The organism is Fructilactobacillus sp. Tb1 (assembly GCF_050500285.1).
Taxonomy (GTDB): Bacteria; Bacillota; Bacilli; order Lactobacillales; family Lactobacillaceae; genus Fructilactobacillus.
Genome location: NZ_CP191377.1, coordinates 1,010,782 through 1,029,723 on the forward strand (window position 1 = coordinate 1,010,782; position 18,942 = coordinate 1,029,723).

The 18,942-nt window shown below is 36.8% G+C and carries 25 protein-coding genes; 18 read left to right on the top strand and 7 right to left on the bottom strand.

What is annotated here, in order from left to right; translation table 11 throughout:
* The 10 genes from fabG (at position 1) to ACQW5G_RS05235 (ending at position 7,954) form a co-directional block, all read left to right on the top strand.
* Positions 1-738 (top strand): 3-oxoacyl-ACP reductase FabG, encoded by a 738-nt coding sequence (gene fabG / locus ACQW5G_RS05190; RefSeq protein ID WP_429970406.1) that lies wholly within the window; start codon positions 1-3, stop codon positions 736-738.
* 25 nt (positions 739-763) lie between these two features.
* Entirely contained in the window at positions 764-2,005 is a 1,242-nt protein-coding gene (gene fabF, locus ACQW5G_RS05195) for a beta-ketoacyl-ACP synthase II (protein WP_429970407.1), read from the top strand.
* Positions 2,005-2,430 carry an acetyl-CoA carboxylase biotin carboxyl carrier protein gene (locus ACQW5G_RS05200; RefSeq protein ID WP_429970408.1) on the top strand — a complete coding sequence of 142 codons (426 nt, stop codon included), beginning with the start codon at positions 2,005-2,007 and terminating at the stop codon, positions 2,428-2,430. Before fabF ends, ACQW5G_RS05200 begins: the two co-directional genes overlap by 1 nt.
* Before the next feature lies 1 nt (position 2,431).
* Positions 2,432-2,842: a 3-hydroxyacyl-ACP dehydratase FabZ family protein gene (locus tag ACQW5G_RS05205; RefSeq protein ID WP_429970409.1), complete on the top strand. Its 411-nt coding sequence runs from the start codon at positions 2,432-2,434 to the stop codon at positions 2,840-2,842.
* Positions 2,843-2,850: 8 nt separating this feature from the next.
* Positions 2,851-4,221 (top strand): acetyl-CoA carboxylase biotin carboxylase subunit, encoded by a 1,371-nt coding sequence (locus ACQW5G_RS05210; protein ID WP_429970410.1) that lies wholly within the window; start codon positions 2,851-2,853, stop codon positions 4,219-4,221.
* Positions 4,211-5,047, top strand: a complete 837-nt coding sequence (locus tag ACQW5G_RS05215) for an acetyl-CoA carboxylase carboxyltransferase subunit beta (RefSeq protein ID WP_429970411.1) — start codon at positions 4,211-4,213, stop codon at positions 5,045-5,047. The genes ACQW5G_RS05210 and ACQW5G_RS05215 overlap by 11 nt, the downstream gene beginning before the upstream one ends.
* Positions 5,040-5,810, top strand: a complete 771-nt coding sequence (gene accA, locus ACQW5G_RS05220; RefSeq protein WP_429970412.1) for a carboxyltransferase subunit alpha — start codon at positions 5,040-5,042, stop codon at positions 5,808-5,810. Before ACQW5G_RS05215 ends, accA begins: the two co-directional genes overlap by 8 nt.
* Positions 5,811-5,878: 68 nt before the next feature.
* Positions 5,879-6,646 carry an enoyl-ACP reductase FabI gene (gene fabI, locus ACQW5G_RS05225; protein WP_429971887.1) on the top strand — a complete coding sequence of 256 codons (768 nt, stop codon included), beginning with the start codon at positions 5,879-5,881 and terminating at the stop codon, positions 6,644-6,646.
* A 2-nt stretch (positions 6,647-6,648) separates the two neighbouring features.
* Positions 6,649-7,401: a biotin--[acetyl-CoA-carboxylase] ligase gene (locus ACQW5G_RS05230; RefSeq protein ID WP_429970413.1), complete on the top strand. Its 753-nt coding sequence runs from the start codon at positions 6,649-6,651 to the stop codon at positions 7,399-7,401.
* A 16-nt stretch (positions 7,402-7,417) separates the two neighbouring features.
* A complete protein-coding gene (locus ACQW5G_RS05235) occupies positions 7,418-7,954 on the top strand; it encodes a TetR/AcrR family transcriptional regulator (RefSeq protein WP_429970414.1) in 537 nt (178 codons plus the stop codon).
* 110 nt (positions 7,955-8,064) lie between these two features.
* Here ACQW5G_RS05235 and ACQW5G_RS05240 read toward each other — a convergent pair whose 3' ends face one another.
* Positions 8,065-8,268 carry a cold-shock protein gene (locus ACQW5G_RS05240; protein WP_041817938.1) on the bottom strand — a complete coding sequence of 68 codons (204 nt, stop codon included), beginning with the start codon at positions 8,266-8,268 and terminating at the stop codon, positions 8,065-8,067.
* 153 nt (positions 8,269-8,421) lie between these two features.
* Positions 8,422-10,113: a phosphoenolpyruvate carboxykinase (ATP) gene (locus tag ACQW5G_RS05245; protein WP_429971888.1), complete on the bottom strand. Its 1,692-nt coding sequence runs from the start codon at positions 10,111-10,113 to the stop codon at positions 8,422-8,424.
* A gap of 173 nt (positions 10,114-10,286) precedes the next feature.
* Here ACQW5G_RS05245 and ACQW5G_RS05250 point away from each other — a divergent pair, with 173 nt between their 5' ends.
* Positions 10,287-10,973: an NAD(P)H-dependent oxidoreductase gene (locus ACQW5G_RS05250; RefSeq protein WP_429970415.1), complete on the top strand. Its 687-nt coding sequence runs from the start codon at positions 10,287-10,289 to the stop codon at positions 10,971-10,973.
* Position 10,974: 1 nt separating this feature from the next.
* Positions 10,975-11,151 (top strand): hypothetical protein, encoded by a 177-nt coding sequence (locus ACQW5G_RS05255; RefSeq protein WP_429970416.1) that lies wholly within the window; start codon positions 10,975-10,977, stop codon positions 11,149-11,151.
* Between the two features lie 65 nt (positions 11,152-11,216).
* Here ACQW5G_RS05255 and ACQW5G_RS05260 read toward each other — a convergent pair whose 3' ends face one another.
* On the bottom strand, positions 11,217-11,711 hold the full coding sequence (locus ACQW5G_RS05260; RefSeq protein ID WP_429970417.1) for a hypothetical protein: 495 nt from the start codon (positions 11,709-11,711) through the stop codon (positions 11,217-11,219).
* 127 nt (positions 11,712-11,838) lie between these two features.
* On the bottom strand, positions 11,839-12,636 hold the full coding sequence (gene thiD, locus ACQW5G_RS05265) for a bifunctional hydroxymethylpyrimidine kinase/phosphomethylpyrimidine kinase (protein ID WP_429970418.1): 798 nt from the start codon (positions 12,634-12,636) through the stop codon (positions 11,839-11,841).
* A gap of 110 nt (positions 12,637-12,746) precedes the next feature.
* Between thiD and ACQW5G_RS05270 the strand changes: the two genes are divergently transcribed.
* On the top strand, positions 12,747-12,869 hold the full coding sequence (locus ACQW5G_RS05270) for a hypothetical protein (protein ID WP_014082415.1): 123 nt from the start codon (positions 12,747-12,749) through the stop codon (positions 12,867-12,869).
* An 82-nt stretch (positions 12,870-12,951) separates the two neighbouring features.
* On the opposite strand, the gene ACQW5G_RS05275 is transcribed toward ACQW5G_RS05270, so the two are convergent.
* The gene (locus tag ACQW5G_RS05275; protein ID WP_429970419.1) at positions 12,952-13,392 is read right to left on the bottom strand and encodes a hypothetical protein; all 441 of its coding nucleotides are present in this window, start codon (positions 13,390-13,392) and stop codon (positions 12,952-12,954) included.
* Positions 13,393-13,514: 122 nt separating this feature from the next.
* On the opposite strand from ACQW5G_RS05275, the gene ACQW5G_RS05280 reads away from it, so the two are divergent.
* The 5 genes from ACQW5G_RS05280 to ACQW5G_RS05300 all read left to right on the top strand — a co-directional run bounded on the left by ACQW5G_RS05280 (position 13,515) and on the right by ACQW5G_RS05300 (position 17,773).
* Positions 13,515-14,207, top strand: a complete 693-nt coding sequence (locus tag ACQW5G_RS05280) for a ribonuclease H family protein (RefSeq protein WP_429970420.1) — start codon at positions 13,515-13,517, stop codon at positions 14,205-14,207.
* A gap of 11 nt (positions 14,208-14,218) precedes the next feature.
* Positions 14,219-14,785 (top strand): sugar O-acetyltransferase, encoded by a 567-nt coding sequence (locus ACQW5G_RS05285; protein ID WP_429970421.1) that lies wholly within the window; start codon positions 14,219-14,221, stop codon positions 14,783-14,785.
* A 188-nt stretch (positions 14,786-14,973) separates the two neighbouring features.
* A complete protein-coding gene (locus ACQW5G_RS05290) occupies positions 14,974-16,575 on the top strand; it encodes a BCCT family transporter (RefSeq protein WP_429971889.1) in 1,602 nt (533 codons plus the stop codon).
* Positions 16,576-16,684: 109 nt separating this feature from the next.
* Positions 16,685-17,131, top strand: coding sequence for a universal stress protein (locus ACQW5G_RS05295; RefSeq protein WP_429970422.1), 447 nt, complete (start codon positions 16,685-16,687; stop codon positions 17,129-17,131).
* A 12-nt stretch (positions 17,132-17,143) separates the two neighbouring features.
* Complete coding sequence (locus ACQW5G_RS05300; protein WP_429970423.1) at positions 17,144-17,773, top strand: DNA-3-methyladenine glycosylase; 630 nt, start codon at positions 17,144-17,146, stop codon at positions 17,771-17,773.
* Positions 17,774-17,825: 52 nt separating this feature from the next.
* Here the strand turns inward: ACQW5G_RS05300 and ACQW5G_RS05305 are convergent, their stop codons facing one another.
* Positions 17,826-18,323, bottom strand: a complete 498-nt coding sequence (locus tag ACQW5G_RS05305) for a hypothetical protein (protein WP_429970424.1) — start codon at positions 18,321-18,323, stop codon at positions 17,826-17,828.
* Positions 18,324-18,397: 74 nt separating this feature from the next.
* Positions 18,398-18,922 (bottom strand): TetR-like C-terminal domain-containing protein, encoded by a 525-nt coding sequence (locus tag ACQW5G_RS05310; RefSeq protein ID WP_429970425.1) that lies wholly within the window; start codon positions 18,920-18,922, stop codon positions 18,398-18,400.
* Between the last annotated feature and the right edge of the window lie 20 nt (positions 18,923-18,942).

Consider the following 18,942-nt stretch of genomic DNA (forward strand, 5'->3'; position numbering starts at 1 on the left):
ATGGATGAAGAAAAAAAAGTTGTTTTAATTACTGGTGGTACCAAAGGAATTGGCCTCGCCACTGCTAAACGATTAGCAAAAAATGCTGCCAATTTGGTAGTGCTTAACTCTCATCGTGAATTAGATGATGCCGCAAAAACTGAACTAATGACTCAATTTGCCAATCCAGTTAAAATTGTGACTGGTGATGTCGCTAAAGAAGAAGATGCCAAACGCATGATTGACGATTTAGTAGAAGAATTTGGTCATATTGATGTCTTAGTTAACAATGCTGGAATGACGCAAGACAAATTAATGACTAGAATGACTGAGGAATCATTCAAAGATGTTATTAACACGAACTTAGTGGGAACCTTTAACATGTCTAAGTTTGCTTTAAAGACCATGCAAAAGAAACGTTCTGGAGTAATTATCAATATGTCTAGTATTGCTGGAACTCACGGTAACGTAGGTCAAGCAAACTATTCTGCTAGTAAAGCTGGAATTATTGGGCTAACCAAGACCACTGCTCAAGAAGGATCATTACGTGGTGTGCGTTGTAACGCAATCGCCCCTGGAATGATTAAAACTGCAATGACAGATAAATTAAGCGATAAAATTATTAAACAATGGGAAGGTCAAATTCCACTTCATCGTTTTGGTGACGTTGAAAATATTGCCCAAACCGTCGAATTTTTAGTTGAAAATGATTACATCACCGGTCAAGTTATTACTGTTGATGGTGGACTTACAATGTAATTTAGTTTTCTAAAGGAGAGAATAGATGAGTAATCGAGTTGTAGTTACAGGAATTGGTGCCATTTCTCCAATCGGAAATAGTGCTGAAGAATTTATTAATAACATGTTAGACTCAAAAGTTGGAATTGCACCAATTACTAAATTTGATGCTTCAGAAACTGGAATTACAGTTGCTGGTGAAGTTAAAGATTTTGAACCAACTAAACGTCTTAACAAAAAAGACTTTAAACGTCTTGATCCATATGCTCAATACGCACTTTACACTGCTAAAGAAGCTATGGACCAAGCCGGTTTAGTTGAAGGCGAAAACTATCAACCAGAAGACCTTGGAGTAATTTATGGTACTGGTATTGGTGGTATTGAAACTATTGAAGAACAAGTTATCAAAGCTCATGACAAAGGACCACGTCGTGTTTCACCATTGTTTGTGCCTAAAGCTATTTCAAACATGGCCGCTGGAAACATTTCAATGTACTTTGATGCTAAAAATACTTCCCAAGCTATTGTTACTGCTTGTGCCTCAGGTACTAATGCGGTTGGTAATGCTTTTGAATTTATCAAACAAGGTAAAGCTAAAGTAATGATTACTGGTGGTGCTGAAGCAGCTGTTACCAACATGGGAATTGCTGGATTTGCTGCTTTAACTGCCTTATCAGAATCAACTGATCCAAAGGCCGCATCAATGCCATTTGACGTTGACCGGAATGGTTTCGTTTTAGGTGAAGGTGCTGGTACTTTAGTCCTTGAAGATTATGATCATGCTAAAGCGCGTGGTGCTAAGATTTTAGCTGAAATGGTTGGTTATGGAACTACCAGTGACGCTTACCATTTAACTGCTCCAGATCCAGAAGGTAAAGGCGCTATCTTAGCTATGAAACAAGCTGTTGATGAAGCAGGAATTGCTACCTCAGATCTTGATTACGTAAATGCTCACGGTACTGCTACTCATGCTAATGATGCAGGTGAAAGTGCTGCCATTGCCAAGCTATTCTCTGACAACGACCACATTAAGACTAGTTCTATCAAAGGTATGATTGGTCATTCACTTGGTGCTGCTGGTGGACTTGAAGCCGTAGCCTTAGTTGGTGCGTTAGAAAACGGTCAAATGCCCGTTAACGTTGGAATGAAAAATAAAGATCCTGAAGTAACCATTGATTTAGTTAATGATGACAACAAAAAAGCTGACATCAAAACTGCAATTAGTAACTCATTTGGTTTCGGTGGGCATAATGCCGTTATCGCAATGAAGAAGTACGAGGGCGACTAATGAACGAAAAAGACATTGAACGCTTACTTGAAAAGTTCGATCAATCTGGATTACAAGAATTAAAGATTGATGGAAACGGTGTTGACGTCTATTTCAGTAAGTTAGCTAACAAAGCACCAGAAACAGCTCAGGTTGTTACCGTTCCTGGTGCAGCGGTTGTTGAACCAACTGCTAAATCAAATGAAGATTATAAATTAAAAGCCTCAATGGTTGGGTTAGTATATTTTGCCCCTAGTCCTGACAAGCCCGCTTATAAAGAAGTCGGTGCTCATATCAAAAAAGGTGATACTATCTGTGCCATTGAAGCAATGAAGTTAATTAATGAAATTAAAAGTCCGGTTAGTGGAACGATTACTAAACGTTTAGTTGGTGATGGTGACATGGTCGAATTTGATCAACCAATGTTTGAAATCAAGGAGGATTAAGATGGAATATAAAGTAAGTGATTTTATCCCACAACGTTACCCCTTTGAGATGATTGATAAAATTATTGATGTCCAACCGGGTAAGTCTGCCGAAGCAGTGAAAAACCTTTCAGTTAATGAATGGTTTTTTTCAAATGGAAATCAATTTAGTTTGCCACATCCAATTATTGTTGAATCTTTAGCTCAAACTGGAGTAGTTGCGATTCTTTCAATGCCAGAACACAAAGGTAAAAACGTGTTCTTTGGTGGAATTAAGAATGCGGACTTCAAAGATAATATGCGTCCTGGTGACGTTTTACATCTAAAAGTAGAATTGACTAAATTGAAACGCAATATTGGAGTTGGCCATGCCGAAGTTATTCGTGATGGCGAAGTAATTGTGGATGCTAATTTGATGTTCGCAATCGAATAGGTGAGTGGATGTTTAAAAAAGTATTAATTGCTAATCGTGGAGAAATTGCTGTCCAAACGATTCGAGCATTACATGAAATGAATATTAAAGCCGTTGCGGTGTATTCAACTGCGGATGCTGATAGTTTATTCGTTAAAATGGCGGATGAAACGGTTTGTATCGGAAGTGGTTTGCCAACGGATTCCTATTTGAAAATGGGATCCGTTTTAGACGCTGCTGCTTTAACCGGATCAGATGCCATTTTCCCTGGATACGGTTTTTTATCCGAAAATAGTGAATTTGCCGAACTCTGCCAAGAATATGGAATTAAATTTATTGGACCATCTGCCGAAGTTATCGACTTAATGGGAAATAAATCAAATGCTAAAGCAACAATGAAAAAGCTTGGTGTTCCGACTATTCCAGGATCAGATGGTTATATTAAAGATTTAAATGAAGCTTTGAAAATTGCTAATGAAATCGGCTATCCAGTGATGCTTAAAGCGGCAGCTGGTGGTGGTGGAAAAGGAATTCGTCAAGTTGATAATGATGATGAACTGCGTAAAGCTTATGAAGAAACGAAACGAGAAAGTAAACTTTCATATGGTGATGATCATCTCTATGTTGAAAAAGATTTATCTGATTCCAAACATATTGAAATGCAAGCCATTGCTGATCAACAAGGACATGCTGTTTACTTCCCAGAACGGGATTGTTCTTTACAGCGGAATCATCAAAAAATCATCGAAGAATCACCTTGTTTAGAAATAACCCCTGCAGAACGTCAGCATATGGGTGAAGTGGTAGTAAATGCCATGAAGGGGATTCATTATGAAAACACTGGGACCTTTGAATTCTTAATGGACCGAGATCATCATTTCTACTTCATGGAAATGAATACTCGGCTTCAAGTGGAACATACCATTACGGAAGAAGTTGCTGGTGTCGAACTCATTAAAGCAATGATTATGGTTGCTGAAGGGGAACCACTACCTTTCAATCAAGCAGATTGTAAAGTTAAAGGTTATGCCTTAGAATGCCGAATTAACGCTGAAAATCCTGCTAAGGGATTTCAACCAACTCCTGGAACTATTGAATTTGTCCATTTCCCATATGGGACTAAAGGGGTACGAGTAGATTCAGGAGTCGAAACTGGCAGCAAAATTTCACCATTTTATGATTCAATGATTGCTAAAATTATTGTACATATGCCAACTAAAAAGGCAGCGGTTGCAAAAATGCTCCGTGCCTTAAAAGAATTTGAAATTGAAGGGGTTCAAACTAACCGAGAATTTTTAGTTGCTCTTTTACAAGATCAACATTTCTTGGATGGTGATTTTAATAATCTCTATGTGGAAAATCATTTTTTGAAAGAATGGGTGAGTCATCATGATAAATAACGATGGAAAGCCTACTCATCAAGAGTTACAAAAGCGGATGGATGATATTCCCGCCGTGTGGATTAAATGTCCTATTTGTGGACATGCAATTTATAAAAAACATATGAATGAATACCGTGATTGTCCTGAATGTCATTATGGTTTTCGTTTAGGCGCTCAAGATCGAATTAAGATGGTTTGTGATGAATTTGAACCAATTAATCTCGATATCAAAGCTCCGGCTAAGTTTAATGATCCCAAATACCTTGCTAAGCTTGAAAAAGCACGGAAAGTTACCGGATTAAACGAAGGAGTGCTCTCTGGAATTGCTACAATTGATGGCCATAAGGCTGCTGTTGGGGTAATGGATTGGCGCTTTGTGATGGGGAGTTTAGGCTCTGCAACTGGTGAAATTATTGCGCGGTTGTTTGAAAAAGCAACTGAACTCAATATGCCAGTCATTTTATTCACGGCATCTGGTGGTGCTCGAATGCAAGAAGGAATTGAATCCTTGATGCAAATGGCCAAAGTTTCTGAGGCAGTCGCTAAACACAGTAAAGCGGGTTTGCTATATATCAGTTACCTTTGTGATCCAACCACTGGTGGAGTAACTGCTAGTTTTGCGATGCAAGGTGATTTAATTTTCTCAGAACCGCATACTTTGATTGGATTTGCTGGCCGTCGGGTAATTGAACGAACGATTCAACAAATTCCACCCAAAAATTTTCAACGAGCTGAAACGTTGTTGAAAAATGGATTTTTGGATGCCATTATTAAACGAGCAGATATGAAAGAAACTCTTAGTAACGTGTTAGCTCTACATGAAGGCGGTGGAAGTAATGACTAAAAAAACTGCTTTTGATCGAGTTTTAGAAGCTCGTTCTAAGGATAAAATTGATATCAAAGACCTAACCAATGGAATCGTTGATAATTTCATCGAACTTCATGGTGATCGTGCTTACGGTGATGATGAAGCGGTTTACGCTGGGATTGGTTCCTTAAATGGACAACCAGTAACTGTCATAGGAATTCGTAAAGGTGACGATGAAGTTAGTGATATGGATGTACATTTTGGTTCTGCTGAACCAGATGGTTATCGTAAAGCACTCCGTTTGATGAAACAAGCAGAAAAATTTAATCGTCCGGTGATTACTTTAATCAACACACCAGGGGCCTATCCTGATGTACAAGCCGAATATCATGGTCAAGGATATATGATTTCGCAATTGATTTTGCAAGGAATGCAACTAAAAGTTCCTTATATTTCTGTGATTGTTGGTGAAGGTGGAAGTGGTGGAGCATTAGCTTTAGCCGTTGGTGATTGCGTCTGGGCGTTTGAAAATAGTATTTATTCAATTCTTTCGCCAGAAGGATATGCCACTATTTTGTGGAAAGACTCTAGCCGAGCTCATGAAGCCGCTGAAGTAATGAAATTAACGCCAGAAGACTTAATCAAACAAGGAATTATTGATAAAGTTATTCCAGAAGTTAAGACTCCAACAGAAATTAATGAGTTCAAAACCCAATTATTTGATAAAATAGAAGAGTTGAGAGCGATACCAGTGCAAGAAATGTTACAAAAAAGATATCAACGTTATCGTGAATTTTAAACCTCAACTAACTAATGGAATCCCATTAGTTAGTTTTGTGTCTTAATAATAATCTGAGAGGACTACATATAATGGATTTATTAAAGGGTAAAAAGATTGTCGTAATGGGTGTTGCTAACAAAAAAAGTATCGCCTGGGGATGTGCAAAAGCAATTGAAGCATTAGGTGGTCAAGTTGTATTGACTTACCAAAATGACAGAATGAAACAAAGTCTTGATCGTTTCGTAAGCAAAGATACTTTGATGGTTGAATGTGATGTTGCTGAAGATAGCAATGTTGAAAAAGCCTTCAAAGAAATCCAAGGTTTAGTAGGAAACATTGATGGTGTAATTCATGCCATTGCGTTTGCTGATCGTGAAACTCTTCAAAATGGAGTTATCAACACCAAGAAACCTGGGTTTAATTTAGCTGAAGATATTAGTGCTTATTCATTTATCTCAGTTACTCGTGAAGCTTCAAAAATCATGAACGAAAAAGGTTCAATTCTTACCATGACTTACATGGGTTCAACTTACGCTATTCCTAACTACAACATGATGGGAATTGCCAAAGCATCTCTTGAATCAGCAATGCGTTACTTAGCTGTTGAATTAGGTGGTCAAGGAATCACTGTTAATGCTATTTCAGCGGGAGCCGTTAGAACACTTGCTGTTACTGGTGTTAAAGGTCATAGTGAATTACTTAAACAATCAGAAGCACTTACTACTGATGGTCATAGTGTTTCTAAAGCCGAAATTGGTAACGCAGCTGCCTTTATGATGAGTGATTTAGCAACTGGTATTACTGGTGATGTGATTTACGTTGATAAAGGTGTCCATTTATTCTCAACTAACTAAATATGAATTTAGATGAAGCAAAAATCTTAGATAATATTCACCAACCGTTATCTAAACTAGTGGTTTTTGACGAAATTGATTCCACAATGAATTATGCTCAGACCAATTCCTGGTCTGGGCTTAATTTAGTTATTGCTGATCATCAAACTGCAGGGAAGGGACAACATGGACATTCTTTCTCTTCTCCAGCAACTGGAATCTATGAGACAATTATCACTCCAGCTTACAAGCTGTTTATTGCTAATCCAGGAATGTTAACTCTTGGAATTGGTGTTTGTGTACAACAAGCGATTAAAGACGTCTTAGACATCACCACACAGCTTAAATGGGTTAATGATATCTATTATCATGAGAAAAAATGTGGTGGGATTCTCGTTGAAACCAAAACGAATAATGAAAACCAGTTCGAAAATTTTGTGATTGGAATTGGACTTAACTTAGTTGCTAATGAAATTCTGGATCAAGTCAATGCAACCAGTTTGACGCAAAATAATGATTTTAAAAATGAATTGATTGCGCAAATTTATAATTTAATCGTTTTAATGTTTCAACATCCGAATGAGCATGATATCATTAGAAAATATCAACAACATATGATTTGGAAACACAAATTAGTTTCCATTATAGTTGGTAATCACCAAATCAGTGGTAAGATAACAGGGATAACAGATGATTTTCGGTTAGTCTTAGTTGACCAAACTGGAAAAAAACATCACTTAACTAGTGAAGAATCGCAACATTTACGGATTCAATAACGATAAGGAAGTTAACATGACAGAAGCATCCAATAAAAAATATACAACTAAAGAATTAATCATTTTTGGTTTGTTTGAAATGATGATGGAAAAGCCATATGCTGACATTACAGTTAAAGAAATTTGTGAACAATCTGACGTTTCGCGGATGACTTTTTATCGGAATTTTCATACCAAAGAAGATGTTATTTTTGGACAATTTGAAACAGTATACTCAACCTTCATTAAACGCTTAGTGATTCAAAATCGCTTTACGTTCTTTGATGTTGCGACGACTTTCTTTACCATCATTAAAGAAAATCAATTAATGATGGAAGCCATTGTCCAAAATGATTTGTCGAACTTTTTGTTGAATGCTTTGCGTGGGTACATTAAAACGTTGGTTGATAATGAAATCTTAAAGACGCGTGAAAAATCGACTGAAATGTTGGTTGCCATGATTTCGGGGGGATTAACCGAAGTTATCATTACGTGGACGAAAGATGGCATGAAACAACCGGTTGATGAACTGGTGATCTTTGCATCTAAATACATGCACTTTAAAACGAACTAAAACAAAAAAAGGCTCTCTAGAAAAATTAATTTCTAGGGAGCCTTTTGGATATGTAATTAAAAATACCCGTAAAAAAACATCTCACAAAATGAGATGTTTTTTAAAAGTTATTAACCTTCAACTGGAGTAACGTTTGCAGCTTGTGGGCCACGATCGCCATCTTCAACATCTAGAGTAACTTTTTCGCCTTCATCAAGAGTCTTGAATCCGTCTTTGTTGATTGCTGAGAAGTGTACGAATACGTCACCATCATCAGTAGTGATGAAACCGTAACCTTTATCAGCGTTAAACCATTTAACAGTACCTTGCTTCATGATATATATACCTCCATAAATTATTAATGTTGCTCTGTCTGATTATTAAGGAAGTTATCTCATCATAAACAAAACAAGAAACCTTAAAAACTCGAAACTTTACATACATCTACTATATAATAACATACCACTAGTCGATGTCAACATTGGGCATTAAGAATTCATTAATTGGTCAAGGAGTGCTTTTGCTGATTCTTGTAGGCTATTTTTGGACTTATCGTTACCAAGATGAGTGTAAATTTCACCAATGTAAGTGTCATGATTAAAGAACCAATCAAACACTTCATCAATCACTGGTTGAGTCCGTTCTGGCTCTTGTACAGGGCCAAATGGGTTAGCAAAGAAAGTAGTACTCATCCCAACTTCATCAGTCGTTCCAAGGGCGTTACGACGTCCATCAACGAAGGTTTTCTTAGCAGCTGCTTTGTCATCAAAACGGTGAATTCCAATTTCATTATCATAGTTATTGGCGTAAACCCACATATCAACATGATGAGGGGCAACCACATTAGCGTACGTATTGGCTGGAATAATAACTCGAGCATTTTTTTGATCAGGATTTAGGTAAATACCACGATCCATGTTGTTAAAGGCCACAGCACTACTTAAATCATCTAAACGAACAAAGGCCCCAATTTCAGTTCCTTGAGCGTATAATTCGCCATCTTTAAGGGTAAAACTGCCCATATCATCAAAAATAGTTTCGATACTAATAATCTTGTCATCCGCTACTTCTTGCAAAGCTTCGATTGATTCAGATTTACCGGCACCAGAATCCCCAAAGAAGACCACTGATTTTTCTTTTCCATTTGAGAATTTAATGCGCACCATTGATCCGTGAATTGGAAGGCTGTTTTGGTAAATCATGTGTAAGTTATGCAATGTTAAACACATTTTCTTCATGTAACCAAAGTAAGTTGTATCATCGTTGTAAGGAACTTCACCAACCCAGATGTTGTTTTCAGCATCATGATGGTAATGTGAAACTTCACCTTCAGTATGTTTCAAACCGAATAACAATACTAAATCTGGCTTTTTGTTTTTAACTTCGTCTGCAGAAGCAACTTCAAACAAGTTAGCTAAAGAAATTCCAGCAGCAAAGTAATCACGATGGAAGTAAATAAAGGCGAGACTTTCCCCAATTTTAGCTGGGTAACAGAACCATTCTTGGTCTTGATAGGCGTTGAAATGGTCAACGGGGTTGTAATCAACAGCAGAGAAAACCCCCTTACGTTTGTTACTTGGAGTAGTAATCATCATTGGGGGACGAAGCATTAAAGTGTTTAAAAATGGAATATCCTTCAAAGCATCATATTGAGCTGGTAACTTAACATCATGTTTTTTAATTAAAGCGGCGGCAGAAGTTCCTGCGTTCACTTGACGATAAGTGTGGTTAGGAAACCCTTGTAGTTTTTCTTCGACAGTTCTGTATAATTGGAGTACTAAATCATTGAAGTTATTATCAAGACTGATAAAAGTATTAGCGGCATCGTTTCCTTCTTTGTTGAGAACGGAAATTCGCAAGAAAGAGCGGTAAAATGAGTATAGCTTTTCAATACTTGCTAAAATATCGGTACGTGAATAATTATCGTAAGCATTTTTTTGATCCAATAAGACTTTTTGGATAGTTTGAACGTATTGGTCAGCGGTAACATTATTAAAATCATTATCTGATTCACTGTGACCTTGTTCTGCTAAGAAATCAGTTACCACTTGGGCTAATTCTGAGCTATCGAGTAAAGAAAAAATGTCAGTAACATATTTCTTATTGTAATCGAGGACGGCAACCTTACGATTGGGGTTCATGTATAACGCACTTGTTTTTGCTTGGGATTCCAAAATAATAGCTCCTTTTTAGTTAACGTTAGGGTTTAACTAACTTTTAGTAACACCTACTAGGAGCTATTTTACATGCAAAAAAAGACGAACGCAATAGCTGAATACAAATGAAATATTACACAAAATAAAAACAATTATAATTATTTTAAATGGAAAATTAAGAAATGGATGGAACTTAAATGAAAACTTTAGTGATCGTATCACACCCAGAATACCATGACTCTGGGACTCAGGGCTTTTTAAAACGAGCCACGGAAGGTTTAGAAAACGTCACTTGGCATTATCTTAGTGAGAGTGAACAACTGGATATTACAGCTGAACAAAAATTGTTAATGCAACATGATCGGATTATTTTTCAATTTCCGATGTATTGGTACAGTGCACCAGCAACTTTAAAAAAGTGGGAAGATGATGTACTTACTCGTGCATTTACCTTTAAAAATGAAAAAGGCATGTTAGCTGGTAAAGAATTCGGCATTGTGACCACCCTTGGTTACCCCGAAAAAGATTTTCAAGCAGGAGCCACAGAGGGATTTAGCATTTCTGAAATTCTAGTTCCTTATCGTGCTTTGGCACACCGAGCTGGAATGAAATTTATGAGTCCTTTGGTCATCTCGCAATTTGAATATATGACACCTGCGGAACAAACAAAATTGTTAATTGATTATCAGCAATATTTGAGTGCGGATTATCCACTTAGTTTTAACGTCCGTCAGGATTGGGTGATTAAACAGCTCAAAAAGATAATGAATGATACTAATCAAACCAAACTACAATTAATTATTGATCAATTGGAACAAAACCAGATTGATTTAAATGATTTGAAAGAACAAATTAAAATGATTCGCCAAGAAGAGGAGGGCTAATTTGGAAAATTTAGATTGGTTAATATCACAAATTGATGAATTACAAACGCAAGAAACAACTTTTGCTAACAAAGCGTTGTTAGAAGCAGCAAAAGACGTTGCAAAAGAACAAGCCAAACGATTAGAACAAGCTGAAATGGAGCTTGACGGCCGAATTTGGAGTCCGACGAACTGGTAAATATGTTAAAAACAAAAAGGAGAATTAGATAGATAATTCTCCTTTTTGTTTTTAATATTAGTAAATTAGTTTTGACTGTAAGTAGCATCAACCTGTTGAATTTGGTTTGCAGCATCTGCCTGGCTTGATGCCATTCCATCTTTTTGTAACCAATACTCTTCATTAGCAACTGCCTCTGGACTGGCACCGCCCCGTGGGCCAACCAATTGTGGACCTGGACCTCTAAACGGATCAGTCCCATGACCATCCTTATTTTGTGATTGATTATTACTAGAGGTATTTTGTGTTTGTGGATTGTCATTAGAACTACTCTGTGGTTGTGTAGATTGAGTTGGTGTATCAACATTACTGTTTGTTGATGTAGCCTGTACACTATTATTTTGACTGTTTGTTGAATTAGTTTGGGTCGTGTTGTTTTGAACTGGTTGCTTTGAATTCTTTGTAACTTTTGAAGATTGATTTTGTTTTGCGGGGGTTGAAGTGTTTTTGTTTAAACCAAAGTATATTCCACCTGAAATAACAAATATCAATAATACTAAAAATAAAATAATCTTTTTCATGTGATGAACCTACTTCCTTGTAAATTATTGCTACTTATAAAGTTTACACCAAATTTATAATAAATCTTTAATATCCAATAACAAACAAAAAGGAGCTGAATTTTCAGCTCCTTTTATAATTCAATTATTATGCCCAATGGTTAATAGGTCCAAATTTGTGACCAACTTCAATTCCATTTGAGATACAAGCATCAACGTATTTTTTGGCAGATCTGATTGCTTCTTCAACTGATTTACCTAAACCAAGTTCAGCAGTAATGGCAGCTGACAAAGTGTCACCAGTTCCATTTTTGTGAGTGGTGTTGAAGTATGGTTCAGTCATTGTGAAAGTTGAACCGTCTTCAAGTAAGACGTAGTCAGTAACTTCAGTTTGACTGTCATTGTCATGACGACCTTTTACCATGATATTTTTAGCACCTAAATCTTGTAACTTGTGAGCAGCTTTTGCTTGAAAATCAGGATCTTTATCATCTAAGCCAGTTAACTTAACTGCTTCAAAGAAGTTAGGAGTTAAGACGTCAGCCATCGGAATAAGGCGTTTTACTAAAGTATCGTAAGCTTCTTGTTCCAATAACATGTCACCGTGTTTCGTAATGATAACTGGATCAATCACGATTGGTCCAAAATCGTATTTTTCTAAATTATCAGCAACAGTGTTGATAATTTTAGTATCTGAAAGCATTCCAGTTTTGGCAGCCCGAATCTTGAAATCATCAGCTAAATCTTTGAATTCTTGATCGATAAAAGCTGGTTCCATGTTCACTGCAGCGTGGATTCCGAATGAGTTACCTGCCACACAAGCGGTCATAATGGTAGCACCATAAACTTTTTTAGCAAAGAATGTAAGCAGATCAGCTTGCATTCCCGCACTTCCGTCACTATCGCTACCAGCGATGGTGACAACTTGAGGATAATCATTAATCATAGTACAATACCTGCCTTTGTCATTTAAATTTATTTGATTTTATATGGTTGAATGTATTATAATACAAGAAGCTGTTATTTGTAAGTATAAATGTAAAGGAGCATTCCATCATGAGAATTTGTCATCCAAATGGTGTTCAAGGACGTCGTCCAATCGACCAAAAAGGCCGTAAGAAAGAACAAAAAAGAGTTGCTGAATTACAACAATTCTTAAAGAAAACACCTGCTAAATAATTGAAAGTCGCCTCGGCGGCTTTTTTTATTGCAAAAAAATAAGAGGTCATCGTGGAAATTATCCCGATGATCTCTTATTTCATTATTTTGCTTTCGCTTTGGTAGCTTTAGCAATGTCTTTCTTCTTAGGTTTAGATAACGCTCTCAATTGATCTTTTAAATTATCGATTTCAGCAGTGTGATTTTCTTTCCATTTGATAAATGAATTATTTGAGTCACTATCAGCTGGTTTTAAACCAGTTGTAAGCCAAAACATGGCTTCAGATAAACTAGTGAAATTACGTAGCCATAATGTTTGACCATTTTCTGAGTCAAAAGCTACATAAGAACGTGATTTTTTCTTTAAGAAGGTATGACGGCGAATCTTGAACGCTTCTCTTTTTCGAGTTAAATAGTAGTCTGGTAAAATGTAACTACCAGGAGTGATTAACTCTGGAAAACGTTCATTACGTTTCGCATGTCGATCGCGTAACATTTTCATGGCTTGATCGGCAGTAATTAATTTGATGTTAATATCAGACATCTCATTTCCTCCTTTTCAATATGTATATCATTACTTACTATTTTTGCATATTTTAGGCCTAATTCAAAGGGCAAATGTCCATTAATAAATAATTTTTAACAATTTAAAGAGGTAGAATAACCATGGCAAATTCAAAAAAGTTTTATGCAGTTCGCGTCGGGAAAAAACCAGGAATTTACACTACTTGGAATGATACCAAAGCCCAAGTTGATGGTTATCCCAATGCCAGATATAAAAGTTTTCCCACTAAAGCAGCTGCTGAACAATTTATGCAAGGCAAAGATAGTGCCGTAAAAACTAAAAGTCACGCAGTCGCAGCCCCAAAAGGACCGACCGAAAAGCCAGATATTATTGTTTTTACTGACGGAGGTTCTCGGAATCACGGGAATGTTGCTGGGGGACACGTTAAATCAACTGATCCCGCAGCCTGGGCATATTTAATTGATTTTCATGGCAAACAACATTCAGATTCTGCTGGAGAAATGGGTGTGACCAATAATAAAATGGAAATTACCGCGTTAGTCGAAGCTTTGAAGTGGTTAGACGAAAATAATTTCAATAATTATAATATCGGAGTTGTTGCTGACTCACGCTACGTGTTGAATGCAATTCAAAAAGGTTGGATCCAAGGCTGGAAACGGCGTGGTTGGAAACGGAGTGCCGGAGAATTAAAAAATGCGGAACTTTGGGCCCAATTAGACCAATTATTGGCAAAATTCCCGAAAATTCAATATGCTTGGACTAAGGGACATGCGACCAACAAGGGAAACGTGTTTGTCGATGAGTTACTAAATCAAACCATGGATAACATGTAAGGAGAATACATATGACAACAGAACGTGAAAAAATGACTGCTGGAGACGATTTTAATCAATTCGACCATGAACTAATTAAGCGTCGAATTTTAGTTCGTAAAATGCTCCAACAGATTAACAATACTCCAGATAATGAGGAACGTAATACCATGATTAAAGGCTTGTTTGCCGATACAGGTGACGAATTCTTTATCGAAACTGATTTACAATTTGATTATGGTTGGAATATTCACATTGGCAATAACTTCTTTGGCAATTACCGGTTAACTTTGATGGATTCTTGTCCAATTACATTTGGGAAAAACTGTTACATTGGCCCTAACTGTGGGCTTTACACTAATATTCATCCGCTAACTGCTAAAGAACGAGTGGCGGATGTTGAACTCGGTGCTCCCATTAAAATTGGTGACAATGCGTGGTTCGGTGGTGGCGTTACGATCCTTCCTGGAGTTACTTTAGGGGATAACGTCGTCGTTGGTGCTGGTGCAGTAGTTACTAAATCATTTGGTGATAACGTCTGCATTGCCGGGAATCCTGCTCGTATTATTAAGACGATTGATAACGGTCAAGACAAGTAACATGATATAAAATCTATAAGTGCTATAATTTAAGAGAAGTTTAAATTTTAGCATTTGTACAATAAAACACTGTACAAGTGGTTCGATATTCGTTCCATTTCTACGGTGTTTTTTGATAGAAATTTTTAATAAATCTGAGGAGGATTTTAGTTATTTTTAAACATTTTAATATTGATAAGTTTGTTTTTATTCCGACGATGCTGATTTTCGCAGTCGTCTCCGCTGTTTTAATCATGGGTGGATCAAGTTTACAAGGTGTCTTAACGGTTGCCTTAGCTTGGATCACAAAGCAGATGGGTTGGGCTTACATGATGGTTTACGTGGTTAACTTCCTATTTTTCATGTGGTTGTTATTCAGTAAATACGGAGCGATTCGGTTAGGTGATCCACATTCAACCCCTGAGTATAGCAATCTTCAATGGGGTGCCATGGTTTTTGCCACTGCCATTGATGCTAGTATCTTAATGTTGAGTATTAGTGATCCGATTCGTTATGTTTCTGCACCACCATTTGGACTTAAACCATTTTCACAAAATGCTTATAATTACGCACATATGCTCGGTCAATTTGACTGGGGTCCAATGGCCTGGATGATGTACGCACCAGCCGCCATTGCAATTGGTTACATATTATTCGTCAAAAAAGGACATGTGCAACGATTGAGTAAATCAATCACATTCCTTCAAGGTGACGAAAAATGGAAGTATGCTTTACGTCAACTCGTTGATTTCTTAGTTGTTTTCGGAATCATGGGTGGGGTAGGTTCTTCTGTCGGAATGGAAATTCCCATTATTTCAAACGTTTTAAGTAGTTTGACTGGTTTACCAGATAACATGGCGCTTAAAATTGGATTGTTTGGTGTCTTATTCGTCATATTTGCCTGGACAGTTTGGCATGGACTTAACGGTGGAATCGACAAATTAAGTGATATGCATATTTGGACCGCTATTTTATTCTTAGCTTTCGTCCTTTTAGTCGGACCAACCATCTACATTTTAAGTTCTGAAACTAATAGTTTAGGTTTATTAACTAGTAAGTTTGTTTCATTGAGTACTAATACCGTACCAAATGGAACTCCAGATATTGCGAACTCCGAAGTTATCTTCTACTGGGGTTGGTGGTTAGCCTACATGCCTGTTATGGGACTCTTTATCGCCCGGATTTCTAAGGGACGGACTATTCGTCAAATTCTTTTAGGAATGCTTGGATACGGTTCTGCTGGTTGTGCTAGTTTCTACGCCATCTTAGGTGGTTATTCACTTTGGTTACAAAAAACTGGAACCATTAACTTAGTACATATCTTAAATACTAAGGGTCAAGAAGCAGTTATTACTGCCGTCTTATCAAGTTTGCCATGTAGAACAATCGTGTTTATTGTTTATACAATTTCATGTTTTATTTTCTTGGCCACTACCATTTCATCTTCTGCTTACATCGTTTCATCATTTACTAGTTTGAAGTTGAAAGATAACCAAGAACCTAGTCAAGTTAACCGAATGACTTGGGTGATCATTTTCGTGTTATTCTCATTTGGGATTGTGGTCGTTGGAGGATTCAACACCGTTGAAACTTTCTGTGCGATCTCTGGATTCCCATTAATGTTTGTCTGTATCATGATTTTATGCTCGATTTACCACATGGTGAAAAACGATGAAGGAATCTTGCTTAAAGCCAAAGGTTTGGATGATTTGAGAATTGAAAAGAAGAAAGAAAAGATGCAACGAATTCGTGCTAAACGAATGGCTGCCCGCTTGAATCGTTCTTCTGATACTAATAGTCAACAATATTAATCTCTGAGAGATCCTCATTTTGAGGGTCTCTTTTTGTATATTTTACAAAAAGTGAGGCTTTTAACAAATTCTTATGATATTATTATGATAGTCACTGGAGGTGAAAATTATGACAACTGTACAACCAACAATCTTCAAACGAATTTTATTAACAATCGATGCTGATGATCCTGAAGCTAACCAAAAAGCATTAAGCTATGCGGTTACCCAAGCTAAAGAATTCGGCGCTGATCTCGGAATCTGTTCGGTATTAGAGGGTGATGATATTAACATCTACGATTCTTTAACACCGAAGAAATTAGACGAGAAGCGTGCCGCATTGAACGCAGTTATTAACAAATATGTTACTGCTGCCCAAGAATTCGGTATTGAAAACGTTTCTGCTATTGCTAGTGAAGGTGGAGATATCGATGATCAAATTCTCGATACTATCATTCCTGATTACAAACCAGATTTACTAGTTTGTGGTGCTGATAAAGATGGTGAACACCATTTCTACAGTATTAGTGTTAAATTGGCTAAACGTGCCAAAATTTCTGTAATCGTAGTTCGTTAAGAGGTAATTATTGTGTCAGAACAACTGAGGAAATTTTTTAGTGATGGAACAACTGATGAAATCTCAAAAAAATTATTAGGTAAGTTGTTGGTTTATCATTCACCGGCAGGAATAATGAGTGGCTATATCGTTGAAATTGAGGCTTACCTTGGAACTAAAGATACGACGGCTCATGCTTATAATGGTAGACGGACTCCTTCAAATGAAGCTTTGTACGGAGTTCCTGGAACAGTATATATTTATTCAATTCATTCCCGTTTATGTTTGGATGTTGCCACACGAGCAAAAGATATCCCTGAAGGTATTTTGATTCGTGCGATTCAACCGGTTCAAGGACTTGAACTGATGGAAGCCAATCGAGCCCGGCACGGCTTTGATTTGACGAACGGTCCTGGCAAATTGATGGAAGCATTAGGCATTACTAACAAAGATATGAATCTTTTGGAGTTTGGCGATACCAACCTTGATATCGACCTCGTTCATAGTAAAACCCCTGAAAGAATCATATCTACTGGCAGAATTGGGGTCAGCACACAAGGATCTTGGAGCGAAAAGCCATATCGATTCTATGTTGCTGGTAATCCTTATGTTTCTAAAATGTTAAAACGAGATATGAACTTAACCACTGATGGTTGGAAATAAAAAAGCTCGATGAATTTTAAATTCATCGAGCTTTTTGTATGTGGTTACATAATTAGTTCCAACGATTAGCGTATTCTTGGGGATTAGTGTAAACGTCCAAGTTTGCATTTGAGTTATCAGTAGTTGAAGTGGTGGTGCTAGAAGTACTAGCTGCTGGAGCAGTACCCGTAGTAGAAGTAGTAGTTGTTCCAGTCGTAGATGGAACACTATTAGTGGTACTAGTTGGGGTAGTGGTGGTTTTGCTAGTATTTTTTGTGGTTTGTTTGCCTTGAGAATTAGTGGTAGTAGTTTTACTTTGCTTAGTTTGAGAACTAGATTGGTTACTACCGTTATTTGAGCTATTAGAATTAGTTGAACTACCTGAGTTAGTATCTGATGAGTTACTAGTAGCATTATCAGAGGTAGTCTTAGTTGGAGTCTTTTTGGCTTTTTTCTCAACTTTTTCCGTTTTAGCTTTTTTATCAGTATTGGGCTTTTTAGGCGTATTTGAACAAGCAGTTAAGCTAAATAAAGCCATGGTGACAGTTGATAATAATAAAATTTTCTTCATATGTATTCTCCAATAATTTAAACTTATTCGTTAGTCCTATTTTAAACTTAACTGCCTGATTGTGAAAGGAATAGTTAATGCTTCAAGTTAATTAATAAGATTTCAGTCATGTTGGTAACAATTTTGGCTTCATCAATTGCATGATTACTCAAAACGACTTGTTCGATAATGCCATCGACGCCAAAAGCAATAAAATCTAATAAGTACGGATTTTTAGAGGTTATTTTAGGTAAAAATTGTTGCCGAGTAAATTGATTGAGCTTATTTCTAAACTGATAAGTATCACTACTCCGCCACAGAATTTGAAAAAAATGCCGATGTTGCATAAAAAAATGTACCCAGATTTCCGCATTCTTTTTAATTTGGTTGGGGTCAACATTAGCACAATGAACCTCTAGTTCGGCTAAATACTGGTCTAAAAATTCATCCATTAAGTCAAATTTATCTTGATAATGCGCATAAAAAGTTTTGCGTCCAATATCAGCTTGATCACAAATCATTTTTACGGTGATATGATCAAAATCTGGTTGGGTTTTTAATAGTTCTAGAAAACTCTGTTTAATGGCTTTTTTGGTTTTTAAAATGCGACGATCGGTCATAATAATACCCACTTTTTCTA